General features: G+C 70.9%; 25 protein-coding genes. 9 read left to right on the top strand and 16 right to left on the bottom strand.

Annotated elements, in window-relative coordinates:
- Window positions 1-37 precede the first annotated feature (37 nt).
- The 4 genes from EOD73_RS13885 to EOD73_RS13900 are packed head-to-tail and all read right to left on the bottom strand — an operon-like array spanning window position 38 to window position 2,551.
- Window positions 38-1,270: a DEAD/DEAH box helicase gene (locus EOD73_RS13885; RefSeq protein ID WP_127683628.1), complete on the bottom strand. Its 1,233-nt coding sequence runs from the start codon at window positions 1,268-1,270 to the stop codon at window positions 38-40.
- 45 nt (window positions 1,271-1,315) lie between these two features.
- Complete coding sequence (locus EOD73_RS13890) at window positions 1,316-1,585, bottom strand: hypothetical protein (RefSeq protein ID WP_127683629.1); 270 nt, start codon at window positions 1,583-1,585, stop codon at window positions 1,316-1,318.
- A 7-nt stretch (window positions 1,586-1,592) separates the two neighbouring features.
- The gene (locus EOD73_RS13895) at window positions 1,593-1,970 is read right to left on the bottom strand and encodes a bleomycin resistance protein (protein ID WP_127683630.1); all 378 of its coding nucleotides are present in this window, start codon (window positions 1,968-1,970) and stop codon (window positions 1,593-1,595) included.
- Window positions 1,967-2,551 (bottom strand): cob(I)yrinic acid a,c-diamide adenosyltransferase, encoded by a 585-nt coding sequence (locus EOD73_RS13900; RefSeq protein WP_127683631.1) that lies wholly within the window; start codon window positions 2,549-2,551, stop codon window positions 1,967-1,969. The genes EOD73_RS13895 and EOD73_RS13900 overlap by 4 nt, the downstream gene beginning before the upstream one ends.
- Window positions 2,552-2,611: 60 nt before the next feature.
- Between EOD73_RS13900 and EOD73_RS13905 the strand changes: the two genes are divergently transcribed.
- Window positions 2,612-3,196: a lysophospholipid acyltransferase family protein gene (locus EOD73_RS13905; RefSeq protein WP_127683632.1), complete on the top strand. Its 585-nt coding sequence runs from the start codon at window positions 2,612-2,614 to the stop codon at window positions 3,194-3,196.
- A 66-nt stretch (window positions 3,197-3,262) separates the two neighbouring features.
- On the opposite strand, the gene EOD73_RS13910 is transcribed toward EOD73_RS13905, so the two are convergent.
- A complete protein-coding gene (locus tag EOD73_RS13910) occupies window positions 3,263-3,877 on the bottom strand; it encodes a PEP-CTERM sorting domain-containing protein (protein WP_127683633.1) in 615 nt (204 codons plus the stop codon).
- A gap of 299 nt (window positions 3,878-4,176) precedes the next feature.
- Between EOD73_RS13910 and EOD73_RS13915 the strand changes: the two genes are divergently transcribed.
- Window positions 4,177-5,376, top strand: coding sequence for an amino acid aminotransferase (locus tag EOD73_RS13915; protein WP_127683634.1), 1,200 nt, complete (start codon window positions 4,177-4,179; stop codon window positions 5,374-5,376).
- On the opposite strand, the gene EOD73_RS13920 is transcribed toward EOD73_RS13915, so the two are convergent.
- From EOD73_RS13920 to EOD73_RS13930, 3 genes are read right to left on the bottom strand one after another with little or no spacing between them, the layout of a single operon-like run.
- The gene (locus EOD73_RS13920; RefSeq protein WP_127683635.1) at window positions 5,373-6,053 is read right to left on the bottom strand and encodes a GNAT family N-acetyltransferase; all 681 of its coding nucleotides are present in this window, start codon (window positions 6,051-6,053) and stop codon (window positions 5,373-5,375) included. The genes EOD73_RS13915 and EOD73_RS13920 overlap by 4 nt on opposite strands.
- Window positions 6,050-6,916 (bottom strand): hydrolase 1, exosortase A system-associated, encoded by an 867-nt coding sequence (locus tag EOD73_RS13925; protein WP_127683636.1) that lies wholly within the window; start codon window positions 6,914-6,916, stop codon window positions 6,050-6,052. The genes EOD73_RS13920 and EOD73_RS13925 overlap by 4 nt, the downstream gene beginning before the upstream one ends.
- Window positions 6,904-7,692, bottom strand: a complete 789-nt coding sequence (locus EOD73_RS13930; protein ID WP_127683637.1) for a serine aminopeptidase domain-containing protein — start codon at window positions 7,690-7,692, stop codon at window positions 6,904-6,906. Before EOD73_RS13930 ends, EOD73_RS13925 begins: the two co-directional genes overlap by 13 nt.
- An 88-nt stretch (window positions 7,693-7,780) precedes the next feature.
- Here EOD73_RS13930 and EOD73_RS13935 point away from each other — a divergent pair, with 88 nt between their 5' ends.
- The gene (locus EOD73_RS13935) at window positions 7,781-9,142 is read left to right on the top strand and encodes an MATE family efflux transporter (protein ID WP_127683638.1); all 1,362 of its coding nucleotides are present in this window, start codon (window positions 7,781-7,783) and stop codon (window positions 9,140-9,142) included.
- Between the two features lie 13 nt (window positions 9,143-9,155).
- Here EOD73_RS13935 and EOD73_RS13940 read toward each other — a convergent pair whose 3' ends face one another.
- Both EOD73_RS13940 and metH read right to left on the bottom strand, forming a co-directional pair.
- Window positions 9,156-10,307, bottom strand: coding sequence for a GGDEF domain-containing protein (locus EOD73_RS13940; protein ID WP_127683639.1), 1,152 nt, complete (start codon window positions 10,305-10,307; stop codon window positions 9,156-9,158).
- A complete protein-coding gene (gene metH, locus EOD73_RS13945) occupies window positions 10,304-12,976 on the bottom strand; it encodes a methionine synthase (protein WP_240660718.1) in 2,673 nt (890 codons plus the stop codon). Before metH ends, EOD73_RS13940 begins: the two co-directional genes overlap by 4 nt.
- A gap of 171 nt (window positions 12,977-13,147) precedes the next feature.
- Between metH and EOD73_RS13950 the strand changes: the two genes are divergently transcribed.
- Entirely contained in the window at window positions 13,148-14,335 is a 1,188-nt protein-coding gene (locus EOD73_RS13950; protein ID WP_127683641.1) for an HD-GYP domain-containing protein, read from the top strand.
- On the top strand, window positions 14,335-15,105 hold the full coding sequence (locus EOD73_RS13955; RefSeq protein WP_127683642.1) for a substrate-binding periplasmic protein: 771 nt from the start codon (window positions 14,335-14,337) through the stop codon (window positions 15,103-15,105). Before EOD73_RS13950 ends, EOD73_RS13955 begins: the two co-directional genes overlap by 1 nt.
- Window positions 15,106-15,114: 9 nt before the next feature.
- On the opposite strand, the gene EOD73_RS13960 is transcribed toward EOD73_RS13955, so the two are convergent.
- Entirely contained in the window at window positions 15,115-16,167 is a 1,053-nt protein-coding gene (locus tag EOD73_RS13960; RefSeq protein ID WP_127683643.1) for a homocysteine S-methyltransferase family protein, read from the bottom strand.
- Window positions 16,168-16,215: 48 nt separating this feature from the next.
- On the opposite strand from EOD73_RS13960, the gene EOD73_RS13965 reads away from it, so the two are divergent.
- Entirely contained in the window at window positions 16,216-16,869 is a 654-nt protein-coding gene (locus EOD73_RS13965) for a tetratricopeptide repeat protein (RefSeq protein ID WP_127683644.1), read from the top strand.
- A 15-nt stretch (window positions 16,870-16,884) separates the two neighbouring features.
- Here EOD73_RS13965 and phnE read toward each other — a convergent pair whose 3' ends face one another.
- The 4 genes from phnE to EOD73_RS13985 are packed head-to-tail and all read right to left on the bottom strand — an operon-like array spanning window position 16,885 to window position 20,204.
- A complete protein-coding gene (gene phnE / locus EOD73_RS13970; protein ID WP_240660719.1) occupies window positions 16,885-17,673 on the bottom strand; it encodes a phosphonate ABC transporter, permease protein PhnE in 789 nt (262 codons plus the stop codon).
- 8 nt (window positions 17,674-17,681) lie between these two features.
- On the bottom strand, window positions 17,682-18,518 hold the full coding sequence (locus tag EOD73_RS17830) for a PhnE/PtxC family ABC transporter permease (protein ID WP_127683646.1): 837 nt from the start codon (window positions 18,516-18,518) through the stop codon (window positions 17,682-17,684).
- On the bottom strand, window positions 18,515-19,345 hold the full coding sequence (locus EOD73_RS13980; RefSeq protein ID WP_127683647.1) for a phosphonate ABC transporter ATP-binding protein: 831 nt from the start codon (window positions 19,343-19,345) through the stop codon (window positions 18,515-18,517). Before EOD73_RS13980 ends, EOD73_RS17830 begins: the two co-directional genes overlap by 4 nt.
- 10 nt (window positions 19,346-19,355) lie before the next feature.
- Window positions 19,356-20,204 carry a putative selenate ABC transporter substrate-binding protein gene (locus EOD73_RS13985; RefSeq protein WP_205702474.1) on the bottom strand — a complete coding sequence of 283 codons (849 nt, stop codon included), beginning with the start codon at window positions 20,202-20,204 and terminating at the stop codon, window positions 19,356-19,358.
- 76 nt (window positions 20,205-20,280) lie between these two features.
- Between EOD73_RS13985 and senB the strand changes: the two genes are divergently transcribed.
- The gene (gene senB / locus EOD73_RS13990; protein ID WP_127683649.1) at window positions 20,281-21,240 is read left to right on the top strand and encodes a selenoneine biosynthesis selenosugar synthase SenB; all 960 of its coding nucleotides are present in this window, start codon (window positions 20,281-20,283) and stop codon (window positions 21,238-21,240) included.
- Here senB and EOD73_RS13995 read toward each other — a convergent pair.
- Complete coding sequence (locus tag EOD73_RS13995; RefSeq protein WP_127683650.1) at window positions 21,224-22,588, bottom strand: DUF6585 family protein; 1,365 nt, start codon at window positions 22,586-22,588, stop codon at window positions 21,224-21,226. The genes senB and EOD73_RS13995 overlap by 17 nt on opposite strands.
- Before the next feature lie 110 nt (window positions 22,589-22,698).
- Between EOD73_RS13995 and selD the strand changes: the two genes are divergently transcribed.
- Window positions 22,699-23,739, top strand: a complete 1,041-nt coding sequence (gene selD, locus EOD73_RS14000; RefSeq protein WP_240660720.1) for a selenide, water dikinase SelD — start codon at window positions 22,699-22,701, stop codon at window positions 23,737-23,739.
- Window positions 23,732-24,760, top strand: a complete 1,029-nt coding sequence (gene mnmH / locus EOD73_RS14005) for a tRNA 2-selenouridine(34) synthase MnmH (protein WP_127683652.1) — start codon at window positions 23,732-23,734, stop codon at window positions 24,758-24,760. Before selD ends, mnmH begins: the two co-directional genes overlap by 8 nt.
- The last annotated feature ends 7 nt before the right edge of the window (window positions 24,761-24,767 follow it).

Genomic DNA, 24,767 nt, shown 5'->3' on the forward strand with positions numbered 1-24,767 from the left:
CCAGTAGACAACAGCCCCGACGCGACTGTCGAGACGCTCAGGGGGCGGGTTTTCGCAAACCCGCGGCGCGCAGCTTGTCCTTTTTGCTGGGCCGCTGGCCCTTGATGCCACCGGTGGCCTGGGCCTCGCTGGCCACCGCCTTGGGCTCGAAGCCAGGCAGTTGCTCGCGCGGCACGCGCTGGCCCTGGCGCTTTTCGATCAGGCGGAAGTGCGACTCGGCGTTGGTCGGGCTGTCGGCACACACGAAGCTGACCGCGAACCCGCGCCGCCCCATGCGGCCGGTGCGGCCGATGCGGTGCGTGTAGTCGGCGGCCGAACGGGGCAGCTCGTGGTTCACCACCGCGTCCAGCGCGGGGATGTGCAGGCCGCGCGCGGCCACGTCGGTGGCCACCAGCACCTTCAGCTTGCCGCCCTTGATGGCGGCCAGCACCTCGGTGCGCGCGCCCTGGCTCAGCTCGCCGTGCAGCGCAGCGGCCTGGATGCCGTGCGCCCACAGCTTGTCGGACACGTGCTCGGCGGCGTAGCGCGTGGCCACGAAGACCAGCACGCGCTGCCAACCCTCGGTGGCCAGCAGGTGGCGCAGCAGGGGCGTGCGCTGGGCGGCGTCCACTTGGATGGCGCGCTGCACGATGTCGGGCGGCTGGCTTGCCAGCTCGATGCGTTCGGGGTTCTGCAGCCAGCCATCGGCCAGGCTTTGCAACGCGGGCGGGAAGGTGGCCGAGAACAGCAAGGTCTGGCGCTGGACGGGCAGCAGGCCCTCGATGCGGCGCCACTCGGCCTCGAAGCCGGCGGCCAGCAGGCGGTCGGCCTCGTCCAGCACCAGGGTGCGCACGTGGGCCAGGCTCAAGCCGTTGTGGTCGATCAGGTCCAGCAGCCGACCCGGCGTGGCCACCATCAGGTCGCAGCCGCCGCGCAGGGCCATGAGCTGCGGGTTGATGGACACGCCGCCGAACGCCAGACCGACTTTGAGCCGCTGCGGCAGCGCGGCGGCGAAGCCGCGCAGGGTCTCGGCGATTTGCACGGCCAGTTCGCGGGTGGGCGCCAGCACCAGCGCGCGCGGCCCCGCGCCGGGCTGCTTCAGCGCCTGGGCCAGCAGCGGCAGGCAAAAGGCCGCGGTCTTGCCCGAGCCGGTTTCGGCCAGGGCCAGCAGGTCGCGACCGGCCAGCACCACGGGCACGGCCGCGGCCTGGATGGGCGTGGGCTCGACGAAGCCGGCGGCCTGGGCGGCGTTGAGCAGCGGCGGGGGCAGGCCGAGGGCGGAAAAGGGCATGGAGGGAGCCAATCGAAGCGGGGGCGCAGTGTCGGGCCCTGGCCCTCAAGTCGCCAGGGTGGCTGCAAGCGCCAGCAACACGGGGTACAGCAGCGTGGTGTACATGATGCGCGCCGCCAACACCAGCGGGTGCAGGGGCGGTTGACGTCGCAAAGCCAGCGCGTTGGCCAGTGCCGTGAGGGGCAGGGCCACCAAACTCGTCAACAGGGCCCCCAGGCCCACGAAGGAGCCCCCACCGTTCGTGGCCACCACCACGCCGGCCACGGCGGCCATTTGCACGAGCGCCGGCAGCGCGATCCCCCAGAACCATGTCATCGCGGGATCATTCGCCTTCCAAATCCTGGCCAAAGACGATGCGGTGCCCGTCGGGCGTGACGATGGCGAACTCGCGCATGCCCCAGGGCTTGTCGCCCAGCGGGTGCCAAATCTCGACACCGTTTTTCACCACCTCGCGGTACAGCGCCTGGACGTCGTCCACGTGCAGGTAGGCGAACCAGGAGTGGTCTTGCGCTTTGGATATGGGCACGGCGTCGGGGCAGTGCCCCAGGCGCAGTCGGCAGGCGCCGCGGCTGAGGAAGGCCCAGCCGTCGACCTGGAAGTCCTCGTCGAAACCAAGCTGGTCGACGTAGAAGCGTACCGAGCGCTCGAGGTCGTTGACGGCCAGCACGAAGGTGGCAATCTGGACTTGGGCGGTGCTCACGCCTCGTCGCCCCCGCCCCGGGCCAGGCGCTCGCTCTTCCAGTACACGTCGTCGCCGCCCAGGCCGTCGAGGTTGGCGCGGTTGAGCACGCGGGCGAGCACGAAGAGCAGGTCGGACAGGCGGTTCAGGTACTGGCGTGGCGCGGCGTGAACCGCCTCTTGGGCGGCCAGCAACACAACGGCCCGTTCGGCGCGGCGCGCCACGGTGCGGGCCACGTGGGCCAAGGCCGCACTGCGCGTGCCGGCCGGCAGGATGAACTCTTTGAGGCGCGGCAGCGTGGCGTTGTAGCGCGCCAGGGCGTCGTCCAGGTGCTGCACCGCGGCCTCCTTGAGCAAGGTGCCGCCGGGCCAAGACAACTCGCCCCCCAGGTTGAACAGCTCGTGCTGAACCACCACGAGAAGCTCGCGCACGTCGTCGGGCAGGGGCTCGGCGAGCAGCACGCCAAGGTGGGAGTTCAGCTCGTCCACGTCGCCCATGGCGGCGACGCGCAGGTGGGTTTTCGGGACGCGGCTGCCGTCGCTGAGGCCAGTCGTGCCGTCGTCGCCAGTGCGGGTGGCGATCTGGGTGAGGCGGTTGCCCATGGTCAATCTCGGTGGAAAGTCACCAGCAGGATCATGCCAGTCGGGTTCCAATCCCTCCCCATGGCACGCCTTCAACGCACCCTCTTCACCACCCCGATCGTCAACCGGCTGCTGGCCGGCTTCTCGCGCCTGTACCTCCGGCTGGCCGGCTGGAAAGTGGAAGGGCGCCTGGAGGTCGACAAGTGCGTGCTCATCGCCGCACCCCACACCAGCAACTGGGACCTGCCGCTGACGCTGATGACCGCCTTCGTGCTGGACCTGCGCCTGCACTGGCTGGGCAAGCACACGATCTTCAAGTTCCCCTTCGGCCCGGTGATGCGCTGGTTGGGCGGAATTGCGGTCCACCGCCAGAAGAGCAACAACCTGGTCGCCAACTCGGCCCAAGCGCTGCGCGAGTTCAAAGGCAAGGTGCAACTCATCATTCCGCCCGAGGGCACGCGCGACAAGGTCACCACCTGGAAGACGGGCTTTTATTGGATCGCCCAGCAGGCCGGCGTGCCCATCCAGCTGGCCTACATGGACTACGCCAACAAGCGCGTGGGCCTGGGGCCCCTGGTGCAGCCCACGGGCGACATCGAGGCCGACATGGTGGCCATCAAGGCCTTCTACGCGCCCTTCATGGGCAAGCACGCCGACAAGACCTGAGCGCGTCGTGGGCAAGAAAAAAGGCGACCCGGGGGTCGCCTTTTTGGATTCGGAAGCGGTTTCGCTTCAGGCCTTGCGGCGGCGGGCGACGGCGCCCAAGCCCAGGAGGCTCAGGCCCACCAGGCCCAGGCTGGCCGGCTCGGACACGGCGCTCACCGACAGCGTGGCGCTGAAGAAGCTCAGCGGGTCGCGGCCGACAGAATCGCCCATGCCCAGCACCCAGGTGCCGCCGGCGTTCAAGCCGTTGAAGGCGGCGAGCGACTGCACGCCACGGAAGCTGCCGCTGCTCATGACGCTGCCACCCACCACCGACGCGGCGGCGTCGTCGAAGTCGATCTGCACACGACCGCCCTGGCTGCCGCTGAAGGTCCCGGTGTTGATCAGGTCGACGCGCGTGCCGTTGGGGCTCAGCAGGTAGAAGAAGGTTTCGCTCAGGAAGGCGTTGCCCGTGCCGATGCAGGTCAAGTCACTCGGGCCGATGGCCGGGTCGTCGCACTTGGCGAAATCGATGCGGATGTTCACGTCGGTCACGGTGCCTTGGCCGTTGATGACCAAGTTGCGGGTGCCCGAGTTGGCGTCGAAGGCGCCGAAGGTGTTGTTGGTGGCGACGAGGGGGGCGGCTTGGGCGGCGACAGCACCGACCAGGGCGGCCGCGGCGGCCAAAAAGCGAATTGCGCGCATGGTGTTGAGAGTGTGAAGTTGTACACAGTGCAACCCCAACGCGGGTCGCGATGGGTTGGATAAGCAGGTTTCGGGCCAGCTTCACTCACCCAGCGGCTCAATCGTTTAGGGTCAAAGACTTAGGCAGCGTCAATCCCTAACTTGTTAATACCCGATGCTTTTGAAGGGTCAAGGTGTAAAGAATGGCGACAGTTGCTCCCCCGGCCGGACGGCCGCCGCCCGCGAGGCGGTCGGCAAGGCCCTTGGGGCAGGCCCGACCCCCAATAATCCCGGCTCCCTCCGCTCACCCCCGTGGCCCCATGTTCTCGCACGTTCCCCCCTACGCCGGCGACCCCATCCTCAGCCTCAACGAAGCCTTCCAGAAGGACCCCCGCACCGACACCAAGGTGAACCTGTCCATCGGCATCTACTTCGACGAGGCCGGCAAGATCCCGGCGCTGGCGTCGGTGCGCGAGGCCGAGTTGCGCGTCGTGCAGAACGCCGGGGCGCGCCCCTACCTGCCGATGGAAGGCGCGGCCAACTTCCGCAGCGCCGTGCAACACCTGCTGTTCGGCGCCGAGCACCCGGTGCTGCGCGCGGCGCGTGTGGCCACCATCCAAGGCGTGGGCAGCAGCGGCGGCTTGAAGGTGGCGGCCGACTTTCTGAAGGCCCACTTCCCCGACACCACGGTCTATTTGAGCGACCCGACCTGGGACAACCATCGCGCGGTGTTCGAGGGCTCGGGCCTGCCGACCGCGACCTACCCCTACTACGACGCCGCCACCGGCGGCCTGCGCTTCGACGCCATGCTGGAGGCCCTGCGCGGCCTGCCGGCGCGCAGCGTGGTGCTGCTGCACGCCTGCTGCCACAACCCCACCGGCGTGGACCTGAACGCCTCGCAATGGCAGCAAGTGGCCCAAGTGGCGCAGGAGCGCGGCCTGCTGCCCTTCCTGGACCTGGCCTACCAAGGCTATGGCGACGGCCTGCAGGAAGACCTGGTGGCGGTGCGCACCTTCTTGGACGCCAACCTGTCCTTCCTGCTGGCCAACAGCTTCAGCAAGAACATGAGCGTGTACGGCGAGCGCTGCGGCGCGCTGAGCGTGGTCTGCCCCACCGCGCAGCAGGCCGAGCAGGTGCTGGGTCAGTTGAAGTTCAACATCCGCCGCAACTACAGCAACCCGCCCACGCACGGCGGCCAAGTGGTGGCCACCCTGCTGAACGACCCGGGCTTGCGCGCCCAATGGGAGGCCGAGGTGAACGCCATGCGCGAGCGCATCAAGGCCATGCGCTCGGCCCTGCACGAGGTGCTGTGCACCAAGCTGCCCGGCCGCAACTTCGATTACTTCCTGACCCAGCGCGGCATGTTCAGCTACACCGGCCTGACGGCCGCCCAGGTGGACGCGCTGCGCGAGCAGCACGGCGTGTACATCTTGAAGAGCGGCCGCATGTGCGTCGCCGGCCTGAACCGGCGCAATGTGGAGCCGGTGGCGGTGGCCATGGCGGCCGTGTTGGGCGCCTAATTCGGCGCCCGCAGCGTGATGGCAGGGCGCGCTTGACGGCTCAGGCGCGGCCCCCAACGCCCCGGCACCCAACTCAGCTCCCACGCCCCAAAACACAAAAACCAGGCGGTGCCGACACGGCGCGCGCCCAGGCGCTCGTGCACCCCCATCGAGCCAGGGTTGAATCGCGAAATGCGGCTGAAGGTCCACGCGATGTCGCGCGCTGCCAGGTTGTCGTCCACCGCGGCCCACAGGCGCGCCAGGGTGCGGCCCAGTCGGTATCGAGGCGCCACATACACGTCGTAGTCCCACACGCTGCGGGGCGGCAGGACGTAGCGGCAGCGCACCTCGTCCTCGTCGTGCGGCCCCAGGCCCAGCCAGATCGTTCCGGCGAACTCGCCCTTGACCTCGCAGACGTGGCACTCGTTGCCTGATTGCAAGCGCTGACGCAAGGCCGCGAGCGGCCGGGGACCGGGGGGCACGGTGGCGTCGGGCCCGACCACCACCCGCACCACGGTGGCTGGATCGGGCTTGATGCTGACCAGCAGCGGGTTGTCCACCGGCTGGGCAAAAAACACGTAGGGAACGATGCGCACCCGGCCGCCGCTCAAGGCTTGCAACCCACGGTGCAAGCAGTACAGCAGCGCTGTCGGCCAGCCCCCGAACTCACGGCACAAGGCCAGCCAGCGCGCCCTCATGCCAGCGCCCGAAGCCACTCAATCAGGGCTTGGGTCGACGCATCCTGAAGCGCTCGCGCCGACAGGGTGTGGTCGGCTTCGGGGTAGGTCTGCACGGTCAAATGGGCGCGACTTTGCCAGCCGGTCCAGGCCGGAAAGACCTCGGCCACGCCTTCAAACTCGCGGGCGGTGTGATCTTTGCCACTGAGTTGCAAAAGCATGGGGCCGGTGAAGCGCTGCCAGCCTCGCGCCATCTGGACCTGGAACGGCCCTTGCGCTTCAGGGCTGGCTGCAGGTGCCCCCCCCTTGGCCTGTCGGCGCAAACGCCACCAGCCGACCAAGGCATCAAGACCGACACCACCCCGCGCCAACTTGCGCCAGAACTCCGGGCTGCGCAGGCGTTCCCAGTAGTAATGCTGGATGCGCGTGCGCGCCTCCCCTTGGGGCGAGCGAACCCACGGATTGAGCATGGCCAGGGCGCGCACCCGCGGGTCCTCGCGGCGCGCCACGTACAGCAAGGCGGCCGACGCGGCGTCGCACAAGCCCCAAAGCACCACGCCCTCCAGGTCGGGCACAGCCTGCATCAGTGCGTCCACGCCAGCGGCCACATCGTCGTCCAGCGCGTCGAAGGGCTGTAAATCGCCGCCGGTGTCGCCCACGCCGCGGTGGTCGAAGCGCAGGGTGGGAATCCCGGCCGCGGCGAGTTGCCGGGCCAGGGTCACGAAATGGCGGTGCGCGCCCACACGGTACTGCGGCCCGCCCACCAGCACCAAAACGCCCCAGCGGGCGCGCGGACCCTGGGGCTCGCTGAGCAGACCGAAGCCCAAGGCCCGCGCTGGCAGGGCGACCGGAACGATGCACTCTTCCACGCTCACGCCGGCCATTCAGCCTCCCACCAGGCCAGGCTGGCATCGACGAGCGCAGGGCAGTCTTCCAGCTCCAAGGCCGCCCAAGGTGCGCGGTCGGTCACGGCTTGCACGCGCAGCGAAGCGGCACCCCATCGCTCGGTCAGGGCTTGCGTGGCGGGCAGCAGGGCGGGTGGCTGCTGGCTGCTGGCCTCCAACCAAAGCGCTGGGCCGTGCGGCGGTGCCAACTCGCTGGCCACCAGCCCTTGCACCCACTCGGCGGCGAAGGTGTACCCGGCGATCTCGACCGCCTCGCCTCGGGCGGTGGCGGCCTTGAGCGCTGCCATGTCGGACCCAGCCGCGCCCTCCGCGAGGCCGGCGGCCTGCTTGAGACGCAGCCACTGCTGCCAATGCGTTTGGCCCTTGACCACGGGCTGCCACCACAGTTGGCCATCCCAGGGCGCCTGGCGGTCGAGGGCCGAGGCCATCAAGCAACCCGCGCGCAAGCCCCAGGCAATCTGCGGCCGGCCAGGGTGCTGCGCGGCCCACCAAACGCGCGCCTCGGCGGCTTGAGCCAACCAGGTGGACCAGCGGGCATCGCCGAAGTCGCCCTCGCTGTCGCCACTGCCCATCCAATCGACCTGCAGCACGGCCCAGCCTCGCGCGGCCATGGCCTGCGCGGCCAGGGCGGTGGCGCGACGGGTCTTGTTCAACTCTTCGGCCAGCGCCGGGAACAACAGCACCCCACCACGGACCGGACCAAGCGGCCGGTGCTGCACGGCCAGGCATCGCGACCCCGCCAATTGCAGGTGCATGGCGCTGGGCGCAGGAACAAGATCGGGTAGGGGCGCAGGCATGTTGCGGCGCAGTCTACCGAGCGCCCTCCGCCACAATCGAGCGTTCATGACCGCCGCCCGCCGCAGCCCTACATCACCGCGCCTGTGGCCCATGCTGTGGCCCCTGTTCGTGGAGCTGGCCTTGGGCATGGCGGTCGGCCTGGTGGCCACGGCGCTGGCCGCGCGGGTCAGCGACGCGGCGGCCGGCGCCTTCGCGCTGGCCAACCAGCTCAACGCCACGGTCTTCATCGTGTTCCGCATCGTGGGTGCCGGGATCGGGGTGGTGATCACCCAAGCCCTGGGCCAAGGCGCTGCCGGTTCGGCCGAGCGCTTGGCGCGGGCGGCCTTGGGGGCCAGCACCTGGATCGGCCTGGTGTGCGCCGCCTTCACCTTCGCCGCCGCCCGCCCGCTGTTGCAGGCCCTGCAGGCCCCCGCCGACCTACTGCCCTTGGCCCTGCCCTTCCTGCAGTGGCTCGCACCGGCCATGCTGCTGGACGCCTGGAACGCCAGCATGGGCAGCGTGATGCGGGCGCACCTGCGCTCGCGCGACACCTTGATGGTGCTGATCGCGCAGAACGCCCTGCAACTCGCGCTGGCCCTAGCCTGGATGCCCCGCTTCGGGCTGGTGGGCTTCGCCTGGGCGGTGATGGCCAGCCGCTTGCTGGCCTTGCTGCTGCACACCTGGCTCTGGCGCGCGCGCCTGGGCCTGCGGCCAGGGGCGGCGGACTGGTGGCGCTGGCAGCGCGCCGAGGTGGCGGCCATGCTGCACATCGGCCTGCCCGGCGCGGCGGAGAACATCGCCTGGCGCCTGGCCTTCATGGTCAGCATCGGCGTGGTGGCCACGATGGGCAGCGCAGCCTTGGCGGCGCACGCCTACACCAGCCAGGTGATGCACTTCATCTTGCTGGGGGGCCTCGCCATCGGGCTGTCGATGGAAATCTTGGTGGGGCACCTGATCGGCGCGGGGCGCCTGCGCGAGGCCAACCGCCTGCTGCGGCGCGCGCTGGCCTGGGGCCTGGCCAGCAGCGTGGGCGTGTCGGCCGCGGCCGCCTTGGCCGGGCCCTGGCTGATGCGCCACTTCACGCAGGACCCGGCCATCCTGTCGCAATGCGCAACCCTGCTGTGGCTGACCGTGCTGCTGGAACCCGGGCGCACGTTCAACCTCGTGGTCATCAACGCCCTGCGGGCGGCCGGCGACGCGCGCTACCCGGTGGCCGTGGGAGTCGTGTCGATGGCGACCGTGCTGGCCGGCGGCAGCTGGCTGCTGGGCCTGCACTGGGGCTGGGGCCTGGCCGGGGTGTGGCTGGCCTACGCCGCGGACGAGTGGCTGCGCGGCCTGCTGATGTGGCGACGCTGGGCCACCCTGGCCTGGCTGCCCAAGGCGCGGGCAGCGCGCCGGCGCGTCATGAACCTGGACCGCCCGGCCTGAATTCCTTCGGGCCTCAGCCGACCTCGACCCGGTTGCGCCCGGCCTGCTTGGCGCGGTAGAGCGCCGCGTCGGCGCGGCGGATGGCGTCGTGCGGACTTTGATCGCCGGCGTGCGCCAGGGCCACGCCCATCGATATCGTCATGCTCAGGGCTTGGCCTTGCGGGCCCTGGCCGTAGGTCAGGTCGGACTGGCGCAGGCGCTCGGCGCTGCGGCGCGCGCCCTCGAGATCGGTGTCGGTCTCCACCACGCAGAACTCTTCGCCCCCCAGCCGGCACGACAGGTCGTAAGGCCGCAGGTGCTTGCGAAGCACCTGACCCAGGTGACGCAGGGCCGCGTCGCCTGCCGCATGGCCCTGGGTGTCGTTGATCTGCTTGAAGTGGTCGATGTCGATCACGATCACCGCGAGCGGCGAACCCCGGCGCTGGTGGCGCTCCCACTCGTTGGCCAGCGCGCGGTCGAAGCCGCGGCGGTTGGCCAGGCCCGTGAGCGGGTCGGTCGCGGCCTGCTGCTCCAGGGCTTCCAGCAGGTCGCCGGCGTGCAGCGACAAGAAGCCGAAAGCCAAGGCCATGGCCGCCAGGCTGTTGAGCATGATGGCCACGACGTGGCCTTGGCTGGCCGCCATCAGGTTCGTGGCCGGCTCGGTCGATTGCAAGGTCAACCCGATCCGCACCAGGCCGAGCAAGGCCTGCACCAGGTGGGCGCCGATCGGCAGGGCGAGAACTGCCCAGCCCAGGCGACGGCTTTGCTGCCGCAGCACGAGGGCGCTGGCCACCGACAGCGCCACCAGCGTGGCGTTGAACACCAGCACGCGGCTGCTGTAGTCGTCCACGCCGAAGGTCAGCCAGGCGTAAACGCCGAACTGCAGCACGGCCAAGGCCAACATGGCCCGCACCGGCACCGGCTGGTCGAACAGGCGTTGGTAACCGCTGAGGGTGAACAGGAGGTTGCCCAACAGCAGCACATTGGCCATGACCACGGTGAGCAGGTCGGGCGCCGTGCCGCGCAGGGCAAACAGCAGCATGCCCGCGAAAGTGGTCACCAGCGCCGCCGTCCAATGCAGCAGGTAGGCGCGCCGTTCGCGCCAGGCGAGCAAGCCCAGGCCGAGCGTGATCACCGCCGTGAGCAGGCCGGCGAAGAGCAGGACCGTGGGCAGGTGCAGGTTCATCCGTCGATCGAGGGGGCCAGCGCGCGCCGGGCGGCCGGCAGGTCCAGCCCCTGGCGTTGAGCCCAGTCGGCCAGCTGGTCGTCGCCGATGCGGCCGACGTTGAAGTAGGTCGCCTCGGGGTGGGCCAGGTAGAAGCCCGACACGCTGCTGGCTGGCAGCATGGCCATGCTCTCCGTCAAGGTCAGACCGAACTGGTCGGCCTGCAGCACGCGCAGCAGGTCTTGCTTGACCAGGTGGTCGGGGCAGGCGGGGTAGCCGGGCGCAGGGCGGATGCCGCGGTACTGCTCGGCGACCAGGGCCTCGTTGCTCAGGGCCTCGCCCTCGGCGTAGCCCCAGAACTCGGTGCGCACGCGCTGGTGCAGGCGCTCGGCGAAGGCCTCGGCCAGGCGGTCGGCCAGCGCTTTGAGCAAGATGGCGTTGTAGTCGTCGTGCGCGGCCAGGAACTCGGCCTCCTTCTCGGCCACGCCGTGCACGGTGACGGCAAAGAGGCCGATGTGGTCGCGCGGCGCGCCGCCCTCCAAGGGGGCGACGAAGTCGGCCAGGCAGCGGTTGGGGCGCTTCACGCCATCGACCACCGGGCGTTCGGTCTGCAGGCGCAGGCCGTGCCAGGTCATCAGGCGTTCGGTGCGCGCCTCGTTGAACACGGCGATGTCGTCCTCGTCCACCTGCGCGGCGGGGTACAGCGCGAAGGCGCCATCGGCGCGCAGCCAGCGGCCCGCGACGATCTTATGCAGCATGGCCTGGGCGTCGGCGAAGACCTTGGTGGCCTGCTCGCCCACCACCTCGTCGCTGAGGATGGCCGGGTAGGGGCCGGCCAGGTCCCAGGTCTGGAAGAAAGGACCCCAGTCGATGCAGCCGACCAGCTCGGCCAGTGGGTAGTTGCTCAAGCGCTTGACGCCCAGCACGCGGGGCACGGGCAGCGCGTCGAACGCCACATGGTGCTTGTTGGCGCGGGCCTGGGCCAGGGTCACCAGCGGGGTGGTCTTCTTGTTGGCGTGCTGCTCGCGCACCTTGCGGTAGTCGGCCTGCAGCTCGTGCAGGTAGGCGCCGCGGCGCTCGGGGCTGAGCAGCTCGCTGCACACGCTCACACTGCGCGAAGCGTCGGGCACGTAGACCACCGGTCCTTCGTACTTCGGCGCGATCTTCACGGCCGTGTGCACGCGGCTGGTGGTGGCGCCGCCGATAAGGAGCGGAATGCCCGCGTCGCGGAAGTGCGGATCGGCCTGCATCTCGGCGGCCACGTGCTGCATCTCTTCCAGGCTGGGTGTGATGAGGCCACTCAGACCGATGATGTCGGCGCCCTCGGCCTTGGCGCGGGCCAAGATCTCGTGCGCGGGCACCATCACGCCCATGTTCACCACCTCGTAGTTGTTGCACTGCAAGACCACGGTGACGATGTTCTTGCCGATGTCGTGCACGTCGCCCTTGACGGTGGCGATGACGATCTTGCCCTTGGCGCGCACGTCGGCGCCGGCGGCTTCCAGCGCCTTCTTCTCTTCCTCGATGTAGGGGATGAGGTGGGCCACGGCCGACTTCATCACGCGGGCGCTCTTCACCACCTGGGGCAGGAACATCTTGCCGGCGCCGAACAGGTCGCCCACCACGTTCATGCCGGCCATCAGGGGGCCCTCGATGACATGCAGCGGCCGACCGCCCGTGGCCTGGATGGCCTGCCAGGCTTCTTCGGTGTCTTCGGTGATGAACTCGGTGATGCCGTGCACCAGCGCGTGCTTCAGGCGCTCGTTCACGTCGCCCGCGCGCCAGGCGTACTTGGCGCTATCGTCCTTGGCCGCGCCCTTCACGGCGTCGGCCACCTCCAGCAGGCGCTCGGTGGCGTCGGGACGGCGGTTGAGCACCACGTCTTCCACGCGCTCGCGCAAGTCGGCCGGGATCTCGTCGTACACGCCGATCATCCCGGCGTTGACGATGCCCATGTCCATGCCCGCCTGGATGGCGTGGTACAGGAACACGGTGTGGATGGCCTCGCGCACCGGCTCGTTGCCGCGGAAGCTGAAGGACACGTTGCTGACGCCGCCCGAGACCTTGGCGCCGGGCAGGTTCGCCTTGATCCAGCGCGTGGCCTCGATGAAGTCCACCGCGTAGTTGGCGTGCTCCTCGATGCCGGTGGCGATGGCGAAGATGTTGGGGTCGAAGATGACGTCTTCCGGCGGGAAGCCGATGCCCACCAGCAGGTCGTAGGCGCGGCGGCAGATGTCCTTGCGGCGTTGCAAGGTGTCGGCCTGGCCCTGTTCGTCGAAGGCCATGACCACGGCGGCGGCGCCGTAGCGCTTGACCAGCTTGGCCTGGCGCAGGAACTCGGCCTCGCCCTCTTTCAGGGAGATGGAGTTGACGATGCCCTTGCCCTGCAAGCAGCGCAGGCCGGCCTCGATGACCTCCCACTTGCTGCTGTCGACCATCACCGGCACGCGGGCCACGTCGGGCTCGCTGGCCATCAGGTTCAGGAAGCGCACCATCGCGGCCTTGCTGTCGAGCATGGCCTCGTCCATGTTGACGTCGATGACCTGGGCGCCGTTCTCCACCTGCTGGCGGGCCACGGCCAGGGCCTCTTCGTACTGGCCGCCCAGAATCAGACGCGCAAAGGCCTTCGAGCCGGTGACGTTGGTGCGCTCGCCCACGTTGACGAACAGGCTGCCAGGGGCAACGGTCATCGGCTCAAGGCCGGACAGCTTCAGGGGCGGGGGCAAAGTGGGCATGCAGGCGCTCGGTCAGGGGGTGCGTCGGGGGGAATCGTGCGAACAGCCCCGCAAAAACTGCCTGGATTCTAGGAATGACCCTCTCCAGCTTGGCCGAGCCATGCCGACAATCGAAGGGTGGATCTCGTGCGCCTGCCCCCCAACGCCCTCAAGCCCGGTCAGCGGCTGAACTTCTCGCTGCGCGACGCCGAGGGCAAGCTCCTGGCCGCCAGCGGCTCGGTGCTGCCCAACTCGAACGCCGTGCGCGAGCTGCTCTCGCGCGGCGCCTACGCACTGGCCCACGAGACCGAGGCCTACCGCCGCGAGGCCACCAGCCTGGCGGCGCAGATGATTCACCAGAACGTCTCGCTCAACGAGATCGCCAAGGTCAAGCCCGATTTCAGCCACCCCACGGCCCGCGGGCCGGCCGTGCTGGGCGAGGCCGCGGCCTGGACCGAAATCCAGCTGCACCTGCACACCTTGCTCAAGGAGCCGCAAAGCGACGGCTTCCTGGAGCGCCTGGAGGCCCTGCGCCTGAACGCGGTGGAGCGCCTGCGCCGCCACCCCGATCAGGCTCTGCTGCTCTTGGTGCACGACGCCAGCCAGGAGCTGAGCCAGTACACCGCGCGCCACGCGCTCTTGTGCATGGCCTTGTGCGAACTGGCCGGCGACCGCCTGGACTGGCCCGTGGACCACGTGGCCGCCTTGTCCCGCGCGGCCCTGACCATGAACCTGAGCCTGGGCCTGCTGCAAGACCGCCTGGCCCAACAGCGCGAGGGCCTCAGCGTGGACCAGCGCCGCCAACTGGCGGGGCATGGCGACCGGGCCGCCGATTTGTTGCGCCAGCTGGGCGTGCACGACCCCTTGTGGCTGACCGCCGTGCGCCTGCACCACGACACCGGGCCGGGCCCGCTGTCGTCGCGCGCCGAGCCCGAGCGCCTGGCCCGCCTGCTGCAGCGCATCGACCTGTTCGCCGCCCGCCTGTCACCCCGCACCTCGCGCCGTGCACAGGCCGGCGCGCAGGCCTCGCGCGCCATCTTCCTGGACGAGACCAAGCAGCAGGACGAGGCCGGCGCCGCCTTGATCAAGGCCGTGGGCCTCTACCCCCCGGGCAGCCTGGTGCGCCTGGCCAACGGCGAAGAAGGCATCGTGCTCAAGCGCGGCGCCATCGCCACCGACCCGCTGGTGGCCGCCCTGATCGGCAAGAGCGGCTCGCCCCTGACCGAGCCCGTGCCCCGCGACACCCGCCTGGCCAGCCAGGCGGTGGTGGCCAGCCTGGCCCCGCACGAGTTGAAACTGCGCCTGTCGGTCGACAAGCTGATGCGCCTGTACTGATGCGTGCGCTGTGGCTTGGGCTCGCGGGGCTGCTGATCGGCAGCGCGGGCCCCAGCCACGCGCAAAGCCCGCCGAGGGTCTGGCGCTTGGCCACGGTGGAGCTGCCCCCGTCCATCAGCGAGCACGCGCCGCAGCAGGGCTACTACGCGGTGCTCTTGCGCCGCATCCTGCGCGAGCTCGGCGCCCAGCCCGAGTTCGAGTTCTTGCCCCCGCTGCGCACCTACGAGCGGGCCATCTCCGGCGGCGTGGACGGCGCCTTCCCCTACAAAAAGACGCCGGAGCGCGAGCAACTCTTGCTGTTTTCCGAGCCCTTCTACCTGGCCCGCGTTCGCGTCTTCCTCGCCCAAAGCGACCCCTGGACGCCGCAGCACCCGGAAGACCTGGTGGACCGCGGCCTGGGCTGCACCTTGCAAGCCGCGCAGGTGCCCGACGCGTTGCGCGAGTTGGCCGCCAGCGGGGCCTTGCGCTTGCAGCGGGTGCCGCTGATCGAGACTTGCTTTCGCATGTTGGAGCTGGGCCGCGTGAGCTACGTGCTGACGGGCGAAAACACCGGCTGGACGGCGGCACAGGCCATGCCCGACCAAGGCCGCAGCCTGCGCATGGCGCCGCTGGTGGTGTCGGAAGAGCCGGTGCACCTGGCCTTCCCGCGCAAGCTGCCCGGCAGCGCCGCCAAGCTGCGCGCCTTCAACGAGGCCGTGCGCAAGCTGCGCAAGTCGGGCGAGCTGCAGCGCATCGAGCTGGCCCACGTGCCCCGGCCGCCGGGGCCCTGAAGGCCGGACTCAGGCGTCGGCGGTTTCCACCCAGCGCGTGAACAGCGCGTTGGGCCGTGGCTGGTAGGCGCTCACCTGCTTGGCGATCTCGGCCACGTGCGCCGGCGTGGTGCCGCAGCACCCGCCGGCGATGTTCAGCAGGCCGCGCGCGGCGAACTCGCCCACCAAGCGGCCGGTGATCTCGGGCGTCTCGTCGAAGCCCGTGTCGCTCATCGGGTTGGGCAGGCCGGCGTTGGGGTAGCAGCTAATCGGCGTGTCGGCCGCGGCGGTCGACAGCTCTTCCAGGTAAGGCCGCATCAGGCTGGCGCCCAGCGCGCAGTTCAGGCCCACGGCGATGGGGTGGGCGTGGCGCACCGAGTGCCAGAAGGCCGTGACGGTTTGGCCGCTGAGGATGCGGCCCGAGGCGTCGGTCACCGTGCCCGAGATGATCACCGGCAGGCGCTCGCCCGTGGCCTCCATCAGCTCGTCCAGCGCGAACAGCGCGGCCTTGGCGTTCAGGGTGTCGAAGATGGTCTCGACCAAGAACAGGTCGCAGCCACCGTCCAGCAGGCCTTGCGCCTGCTCGTAGTACGCGGCGCGCAGGGTTTCGAAGTCGACGTTGCGCGCGCCGGGGTCGTTCACGTCGGGGCTGATGCTGGCGGTGCGCGGCGTGGGGCCCAGGGCGCCCGCGGCAAAGCGCGGCTTGTCGGGCGTTGAGTACTTGTCGCAGGCGGCGCGGGCCAGCTTGGCGGCCTCCACGTTCAGCTCGTAGGCCAGGCCGGCCAGGTCGTAGTCCTCCTGCGCGACCGAGGTGGCGCCGAAGGTGTTGGTCTCGATCAGGTCGGCCCCGGCGGCCAGGTACTGCTCGTGGATCTCGCGGATCACGTCAGGCCGGGTCAGCTGCAGCAGGTCGTTGTTGCCCTTGAGATCCTTGCCATGGTCGGCAAAGCGGGTGCCGCGGAAATCGGCCTCGGTGAGCTTGTAGCGCTGGATCATGGTGCCCATGGCGCCGTCCAGCACGAGGATGCGCTGCTGCATCAGGTGGGGGAGTTGGGCGGCGCGGGTGTAGGCAATCGGCTTCATGGCGGCATTGTCGTAGGCTGCCGCGCTTTCCACGGTTCGTGCCTTGCCATGCCTCGCTCCCCCATCCGCCGGTTCGCCTCGTTCGCCCTGATCGTCGGGCCGTTGCTGAGCGCGTGCAGCACCGTGCCGCTGGGCGACGAGGTCGACCCCGCCACCGTCCGGCCCACGGCCGCGATTTACGCGCCCGAGGACCTGCGCGGCCTGGACGTGCCCGCCTTGCAGGCCAGAGGCGATGCCTCCGCGTTCAACGAGCTGGGGCGTCGTTACGGCCTGGGCCTCGGGGTGGCCAAAGATTCGGTGCAGTCCAAGGCCCACTACCAACGTGCGGCCGAGCTCGGCCTGGCCATGGGCCAATGCAACCTGGCCTTCATGCACCTCCAGGGCGAAGGCACGCCCAAGAACACGGCGGAGGCCGTGCGCTGGTACCGCGCATGCGCCGCCCAAGGGCACTACGTGGGCGCCCGCGCTTTGGGCAGCCTGTACGCCCGCGGCGACGCCGGCCTGCCGCGCGACGGTCGTCGCGCCGAAGCCTGGTACCTGCTGGCCGCCCGCCAGGGCCACGTGCCGGCGCAGGAGGCCTTGGTGACGATGTACAGCCAGGGCCTGCCGGGCCTGAGCCCCGACCCGGTCAAGGCCGCCGTGTGGAAGCACCGCGTGCGCGACGCGGTGCTGTTCAACAGCGTCTGGAAAGACCTGCCCTGAACCCGAGCGCGCGGCTCAGCGCGCCATCCAACGCCGCAAGCGGTCGCTGAGCCCGTCCACCAGCGCCACCAGGATCAGCATGGCCACCAAGATGCTGGCCGTCTTGCCCATGTGGAACAGGCCCAGGTGGAAGGCCAGCAGCTGACCCAGGCCGCCCGCGCCCACCACGCCTAGCACGGCGGCGGCGCGGATGTTGTTCTCCCAGCGGTACAGGGTGTAGCTGAGCAGTTGCGGCAGCACCGTGGGCAGGGTGGCGTACAGAAACACCTGCACGCGCGTGGCGCCTTGGGCGCGCAGGGCGTCGGCCGGGCCGGTGGGGGCGTTCTCCAGCGCTTCGGCGAACAGGCGGCCCAGCACGCCGCTGGTGTGCACGGCCAGGGCCAGGGTGCCGGCCATGGGCCCCAGGCCGGCGGCGATGAGCAGCAGCGCGGCCCACACCAACTCGGGCACGGCGCGCAGCGCGTTCAGGCCGGTGCGCGCCACCGCGCGCGCCCCGCCCTGCGCCGCGGCGGGCAGGGCCAGCGCCAGGCCGGCCGCGGCGGCCAGGGCGGTGCCCACGGCGCTCATGGCCAGGGTCTCCCACATCGCCGGGCCGAGCTTGGCCAGGAAGGCGGCGTGCGTGTCGGGGGGCCAGAACTCGGCCACGAAGCGGCCCATGGCCCGCGCGCCCTCGGCGCTGAACAGGCCCGCCCACTGCAGGTCCAGGCTCCAGAAGCTGGCGACGACGAGGGCCAGCACGGCCAAGGTGAACCAGCAGGCCTTGCAGCGGGCGTTGAACAGTGGGGGTGGAAGAACCGGCTTCACGCTGGGTTTCACGCCAAGGCCTCCCGCAACCAGCGGCTCACGCGGTCGGCCAGGGCCACCAGGGCCATGAAGACGAGCAGCATGGTGGCCACTTCGCCGCCGTTGAACATCTTCATGCTGCTGTCCATGGCCTGGCCCAGGCCGCCGGCGCCGACGAAGCCCAGCACCACCGAGCTGCGGATGGCGCATTCCCAGCGGTACACGGTGTAACTGCTGAGCTCGGCCGCGTTGCCCGGCAGCAGCGCGTAAGCAAAGGCCTGCAGGCGCCCGCTGCCTTGCTGCAGCAGCACGCGGGCGGGGGTGGCGTCGCCGCTTTCTAGGATGTCGGCGTACACCTTGCCCAGCATGCCGCCGTAGGTCAGCGCGATGGCCAGCACCCCGGCCGTGGGCCCCAGGCCCACCACGCGCACGAAGACCAGCGCCCACACCAGCTCGGGCACCGATCGCAGCACGATGGCCACCCAGCGCGCCCCTTGGCGCACCAGCGACGGCCCGCGGCCCATGCGACCGCGCAGCGACGACTGGCTGAGCGCGCGCACGCTCAGCAGCGCCAGGGGCACGGCCAGCAGCCAGCCCAGGGTGAGGCCCGCCGTGGCCATGGCCACGGTGCGCCAGGTGTCGCGCGCCACTTGCGCGAGGAAGTCGGCGTCGGTGCGGGGCGGCAGAAAGTCGCTCAGGAAACGGCCGGTGACCGACAAGGCGTGCGGGTCGAGCAGTACCGCCGGGTTCAGCTCGGTGGCGCGCCACAGCGGCCAGGCCAGCAGCAGGGCCAGCAGCGCCCAGCTCAGGCGGCCGCGCCAGGCGGGGTCGCGCAGGGCGGGGTGGGTCTGCACCAAAGACGTCACCGGCAGGTCATGGGCACCGGCGCCGGGCCGGGCGGGGGCGCGTCGGCCACGGGCGGGGGGCCCTGCAGTTCGTGCTCGTGCTGCGCGTACAGCGCGGCCAGGCGCTCGGGCGTGACCTCGGCGGCCGGCAGGTCGAACTGCACCGCGCCGTCGCGCAGGCCGACCACGCGGGGAAAGGCCTGCAGCGCCAGGTCCACGTGGTGCAGGCTGGCCACCAGGGTCACGCCGCGCTCGCGCGCCGCGGCCAGCAGCACCTGCAAGGCATCGCGGGCGCGGGTGGGGTCCAGCGCGGAGAGCGGCTCGTCCACCAGCCACAGGCGGGTGTCGCTGGCCAGCACGCGGGCCAGGCCCACGCGCTGGCGCTCGCCGCCGCTCAGGCGGTCCACGCGGTCCCACAGCTTGTCGGCCAGGCCCAGCGGCGCCAGCGCGGCGTGGGCCAGCGGGGCCTCGCGGGGGTAGAACAAGGACGCCAAGCTCTTCAACAAGCCCCAGCGCGGCAAGCGCCCCGCCAGCACCGCGGTGACCACGCGCTGCCGCGGCGGCAGGGGTGGCGTTTGAGGGGCGATGAGCAGCTCGCGGCGCTGCGCGCGCAGGCCCGCGGCGTTCAGCGCCCAGGGCTCGACGCCGTTCATGCGCAGCCGGCCTTGCGTCAGCGGCAGGGCCAGGCCCAGCGCGTGCAGCAGGCTGGTTTTGCCCGCGCCCGAGGGGCCGATGAGCGCCACTGCCTCGCCCGCGTCCACCTGCAGGCCCACGCCGCGCAGGGCGTCGGGCGCTTCAGGGCGCGCAGCGGGGTGGCGGGCGTGGGCGCCCTCGAGCTGGACGTGCATCCTCAGCGGGTCAGAGCAAGCCGGCGGAGCGCGCGGCGTTCTCGATGCCCTGGTAGTTCTCCACCTTGCTGGGCACGAAGCGCGTGGCGCGCTGCAGCTTCAGGATCTCGGCGCCCTCGGGGGTGTCGGCCTTCAGCGCCAGCAGCGCGGCGGTGAGCTTGTCGCGCGTGGCCTTGGGCAGGTCGGCGTGCACCGTCCAGTTGTAGTCGTAGTAGGTCGGGGTGGTGAAGATCACGCGCACCTGGGCGGGGTCGACCTTCTTCTCGTCGACGAACTTTTGCCAGACCGAGATGTTCAGCGCGCCACCGGCCACCTTGCCGCTGGCCACGGCCGCGATGGTGGCGTCGTGCGCGCCGCTGTAGGCCACGCGGCGGAAGGTCTTTTCGGGCTCCATGCCTTGCTGGATCAGGAAGTGGCGGGGCATCAGGTGGCCCGAGGTGGAGCTTTGCGAGCCGAAGCTCAGGTCCTTGCCCTTCAGGTCGGCCAGGGCCTTCACGGCCGGGTCGGCGGTGATGAAGAGGGAGCGGAACTTCTCGTCCTCTTCGCGCTGCACGATGGGGATGACCTTGCCGCCCGAGCGCACGTGTGCCTGCACGAAGGTGAAGCCACCGAACCAGGCCAGGTCCACCTTGCGGTTGACCAGGGTCTCCACGGCGGCGGCGTAGTCGGTCACGGGCGTGAACTCGACCTTCATGCCCAGCTGCTTCTCCAGGTAGGCCACCAGCGGGGCGGCCTTGCGGGCCAGCTCGGTGGGCGACTCGTCGGGGATGGCGGTGATGCGGAACACGCCCCCGGTTTGCGCGAACGCCGGCAGGGCGGCAGCGGCCAGGGACAGGGCGAGGAGCGAGCGACGCAGCATGGGGGAGAACTCCGGTGGGGTCAATGCGGTGGGGCGCATTGGAGCAAAGTCCGCGCGCCCCGACACTGGGCGGGTCATGGCCTCGATCACCCTCGTCACGCCCGCGCTGGCCGACGCCAACAACGGCAACTGGCAAACCGCCCGCCGCTGGGCACAGCTGCTGGGCGACGCCCACCGCGTGGACCTGCGCGCCGCGTGGCGGGCGGGCGACCCGGCGGGTGCGCTGCTCATCGCCCTGCACGCGCGCCGCTCGGCGCCCAGCGTGGCGGCGTGGCCCGCCGACCGGCCGGTGGTGCTGGTGCTCACCGGCACCGACCTGTACCGCGACATCGCCACCGACGCCAGCGCCCAGGCCAGCCTGGCGCGGGCGCAGGTGCTGGTGGTGCTGAACCGGCTGGGTGCCGACTCGCTGCCCCCGGCCCTGCGCGCCAGGGCCCAGGTGGTGCTGCCGGGCCTGCCGGCGCACGCCCCCGGGCCGCGGCCCCAGCGCTGGCTGCGGGCGTTGGCGGTCGGCCATCTGCGCGAAGAGAAAGACCCGCGCACGCTGTGGGCGGCGATGCGCCTGCTGGCCGACCGGCCCGACGTCAAACTGGACCACCTGGGGCGCGCGCTGGACCCGGCGCTCGGCACGGGTGCCGAGGCTTTGGCGCAGGCCTTGCCCACGACCTACCGCTGGCTGGGCGATCGCCCCCACGCCGAGGTGCGCCGCCGCCTGGCGCGCGCCCATGTGCTGGTGCACCCCAGCCGGATGGAGGGCGGCGCACACGCGGTGATCGAGGCCCTGCGCAGCGGCACGCCGGTGCTGGCCTCGCGCATCGACGGCAACCTGGGCCTGCTGGGCCGCGACTGGCCGGCGGTCTTCGAGCCCGGTGACGCGACCGGCTTGGCCGCATGGCTGCGCTGCTTGCGCGACACGCCCCGACTGTGGGCGGAGTTGGCCGCCTTGGCGGCGCAGCGGGGCGCCGACTTCGCCCCGGACCACGAGCGCGCGGCGCTGCACGCCCTCGTGGCGCGCGCGCTCAGCGCGACTCTTTGAGCGTCCAGTAGGCCAGCAGGTCCTCGTCGTCGGCTTGCACCGGAACCTGGTGCTTGCGCAGCAGGTGCAAGAGCACGTCAACGTTGGGCGTCTTGCCCAAGGCCAGCTTGGCCCACACCCCGCGCTGTCCCCGGCGCTGCAAATGCAGGTGCTGGGCGCTCAGGTCGGCGAACTCGATCTCGTCCCAGGGCAGCTCGTCGTCGCCGCGCGACAGGCCGTCGTTCGTCAGGCGCACGGTGTGGAAGTCGAAGCCCTTGTGTTGCGCCAGGCCACGCGCGTAGGCCGGCGCCAAGCGGGCGAACACGCGCTGGCGCACGGCCTGGGTCAGTTCGGTGCCACGCGCCACCGCGCCGGCACGCCAGCCCGTGCCCATGGCCATCGGCGTGGCGTGCTTGCAGTGCAGCACCAGCCCTTCGGGCAGGCGCTCGCGCTGGCCCGGTTGGATGAAGAGCTGGCGCACCTGGGCGAGGTCGCGGGTGTCGTGGCGCCGGCCGTGCAAGCGCTCGATGGTGTCGGCACCCACCAAGGTCAGCGTGTCCTTGGTCAACAGCACGAAGGCGGTGGCCCCCAGGCCCAGCAAGGTCAGCATCCAGGCCAAGGCGTTGATTTGGCCCTGGTCGGCCCAGGCGTGCACGGCGAAGAACGCGCTGACACCGGCCACGGTGCCGCTGAGGGCACCGAAGAACACGCGGCGCGACACCCCGGCGAAGGCGGCCACGCCCTCGCGCTGCTGCGCGAGGCTCCAGCGCCAGGCGCGCCACTCCGAGCCCGCCCAAATCAGCAGCATCAACAGGCCCACGCCCGCCGCGGCCAGCAGGCCGGCGGCGTTGCCCAGCGGCGCGGGGTGGGCGCCCAGGCGCAGCACACCCGCCCCCAGCGCATCGCCCTCGGGCGACGCGACCTCGCTCAAGCCCTTGGGCATGGTCTGCCAGAGCCCTTGGTAAGGCGCCACCGGCAAGCGCCGCACCTGGGCCAGGTGGGTCTGGGCCTCCTCGGCCGTGGCGAAACGCTGCGGCAGCTCGAGCCACACGCGCAACGGCACCCGGCGGCCCTCGCTCAGCGCCTTGGCGTTGGCGGCGGTACCGACGGCCACCAGCACGGCCACGCTGTGGCGGCCGCTGCGCGTCGTGTCCAGCACGTGGCGACCCAATGGCACGGCCGCGGTGATCTGCAGGTGCTGGCGCTCGGGCACCACCAAACCGCCTTCGAGCGCGGCCACCGACTGCACCTGGAGTTCGCGCACGCCGGTGTCGCGGTTCAGCTCCATCAGGCCCATCGCGCCGACGACCAACACCAACACCAAGCCCAAGAGCTTGCCACCGGCTTGTCGTTGCAGAAATTCCTTCATGTCGGGTCGGTCCAGCGAGCGCACGCGCACCCGGCGCGGGCAAAGCGCGAGAGTCTAGGGCCAGCACTGGCTGGAAAATGCCGCCCAACCCCACCCCCCGGAGAAGCCCCATGACCGAACCCCGCCTGACCAGCCTGTCCCACGGGGGCGGCTGCGGCTGCAAGATCGCGCCGGGGGTGCTGTCCGAGATCCTCAAGGGCAGCACCGGCTTCCCCATCCCGCCGGAGTTGATGGTGGGCATCGAAACGGCCGACGACGCCGCCGTCTACCGCCTCAACGACGAGCAGGCCCTGATCGCCACGACGGACTTCTTCATGCCCATCGTGGACGACCCCTTCGACTTCGGGCGCATCGCCGCCACCAACGCCATCAGCGACGTGTACGCCATGGGCGGCCGGCCCATCATGGCCCTGGCCTTGGTGGGCATGCCCATCGCCACCCTGTCCACGGCCACCATCGGTCGCATCCTGGAAGGCGGGGCCAGCGTGTGCCGCGCCGCCGGCATCCCGATCGCCGGCGGGCACACCATCGACTCGGTCGAGCCCATCTACGGCTTGGTGGCCCTGGGCCTGGTGCACCCCAGCCGCGTGCGCCGCAACGCCGACGCGAAAGCGGGCGACGTGCTGGTGCTGGGCAAGCCGCTGGGCGTGGGCGTGTACTCGGCCGCGCTCAAGAAGGAGCAACTGAGCGCCGACGGCTACGCCGCCCTGATCGCCGCCACCACGAAGCTCAACACCCCCGGCCCCGAGCTGGCCGCGCTGGACGGCGTGCACGCGCTGACCGACGTCACCGGCTTCGGCCTGGCCGGCCACGCGCTGGAGCTGGCACGCGGCGCGAAAGTCGCCGTGCACCTGGACTGGCCGGCCGTGCCCCTGCTGCCGGGCGTGCGGGAACTGGCCGCGCAAGGCTTCGTCACCGGCGCCAGCGGGCGCAACTGGGCCGGCTACGGCGCCGACGTGACGCTGAACCCCAGCGTGACGGACCTCGACCGCGCGCTGCTGACCGACCCGCAAACCGCCGGCGGCCTGCTGGTGAGTTGCACGCCCGCGGCCCTGCCCGACGTGCAAGCGGTGTTTGCGCGCCACGGCTTTGCGCACAGCGCCGTCGTGGGTCGGGTCGAGGCCGGCCAAGGCTTGCACGTCCATGGCTGAGCTGCACGGCATCCGCCCTTTGGGCGATTACGCGCTGATCATCGACGCGCGCACGCCCAAAGAGTTCGACGAGGACCACCTGCCCGGCGCCGTCAACCTGCCGGTGGTGTCGCAGGAGGAGTTCGCCGAAGTCGGCACCCTGCACCGCACCAACCCGCACGGGGCCTACGTGCTGGGCGCGCAGTACGCGCTGCGCAACATCGCGCGCCACATCGCCGAGGCCATCGCCCCGCGCAAGCCCAGCGACCGCATCCTCATTTACTGCTTCCGCGGCGGCAAGCGCAGCCGCGCCTGGGCCGACCCGGTGCGCAACATCGGCTACACGGTCGACGTGCTGCCCGGCGGTTGGAAGGCCTACCGCGCCTGGGTGCGCGAAGAGCTGGCCCGGCTGTCCACCGCCTTCGACTGGCGCGTGGTGACGGGCAGCACGGCCTCGGGCAAAACGCGCTTGCTGGACGCGCTGGCCCGCGAGGGCGCGCAGGTCGTCGACCTGGAGGGCCTGGCCGCGCACCGCGGCTCGCTCTTGGGCGACCTGCCCGCGCAGCCCCAGCCCACGCAAAAACTGTTCGACACCGCGCTGCGCGACACCCTCGCGAAGCTCGACCCCAGCCGCCCCGTGTGGGTGGAGGACGAGAGCAAGCGCATCGGCAAGCTGCAACTGCCCACCGCGCTGTTCGACGCCATCCGCGAGGCCCCCGTGGTGCGCGTGGAAGCCCCCCTGCCGGCACGGGTGGGCCTGTGCCGGGTGGACTACGCGCACTTCGCCGCCGACCCGGTGGCCATGGTCCAACGCCTGTGGCCGGTGCGGCCCCTGGTCGGCGGGGCGTGCTGGGCGGAATGGATGGCCCTGGCCGAGGCCGGCGAGGTCGACAGCTTGTTCGCCCGCCTGATGACCGACCACTACGACCCCTGCTACGCGCGCAGCGCCAATGCCCAGCGGCCCACCGTGCACACCTTGGCGTTGGCGGACCTGAACGAGGACACGCTGCGCGAGGGCGCGCGCCAACTGCTCAAGGCCTGAGGCCGGA

Origin of the sequence: Inhella crocodyli, from assembly GCF_004004565.1 — a bacterium.
GTDB lineage: Bacteria > Pseudomonadota > Gammaproteobacteria > Burkholderiales > Burkholderiaceae_C > Inhella > Inhella crocodyli.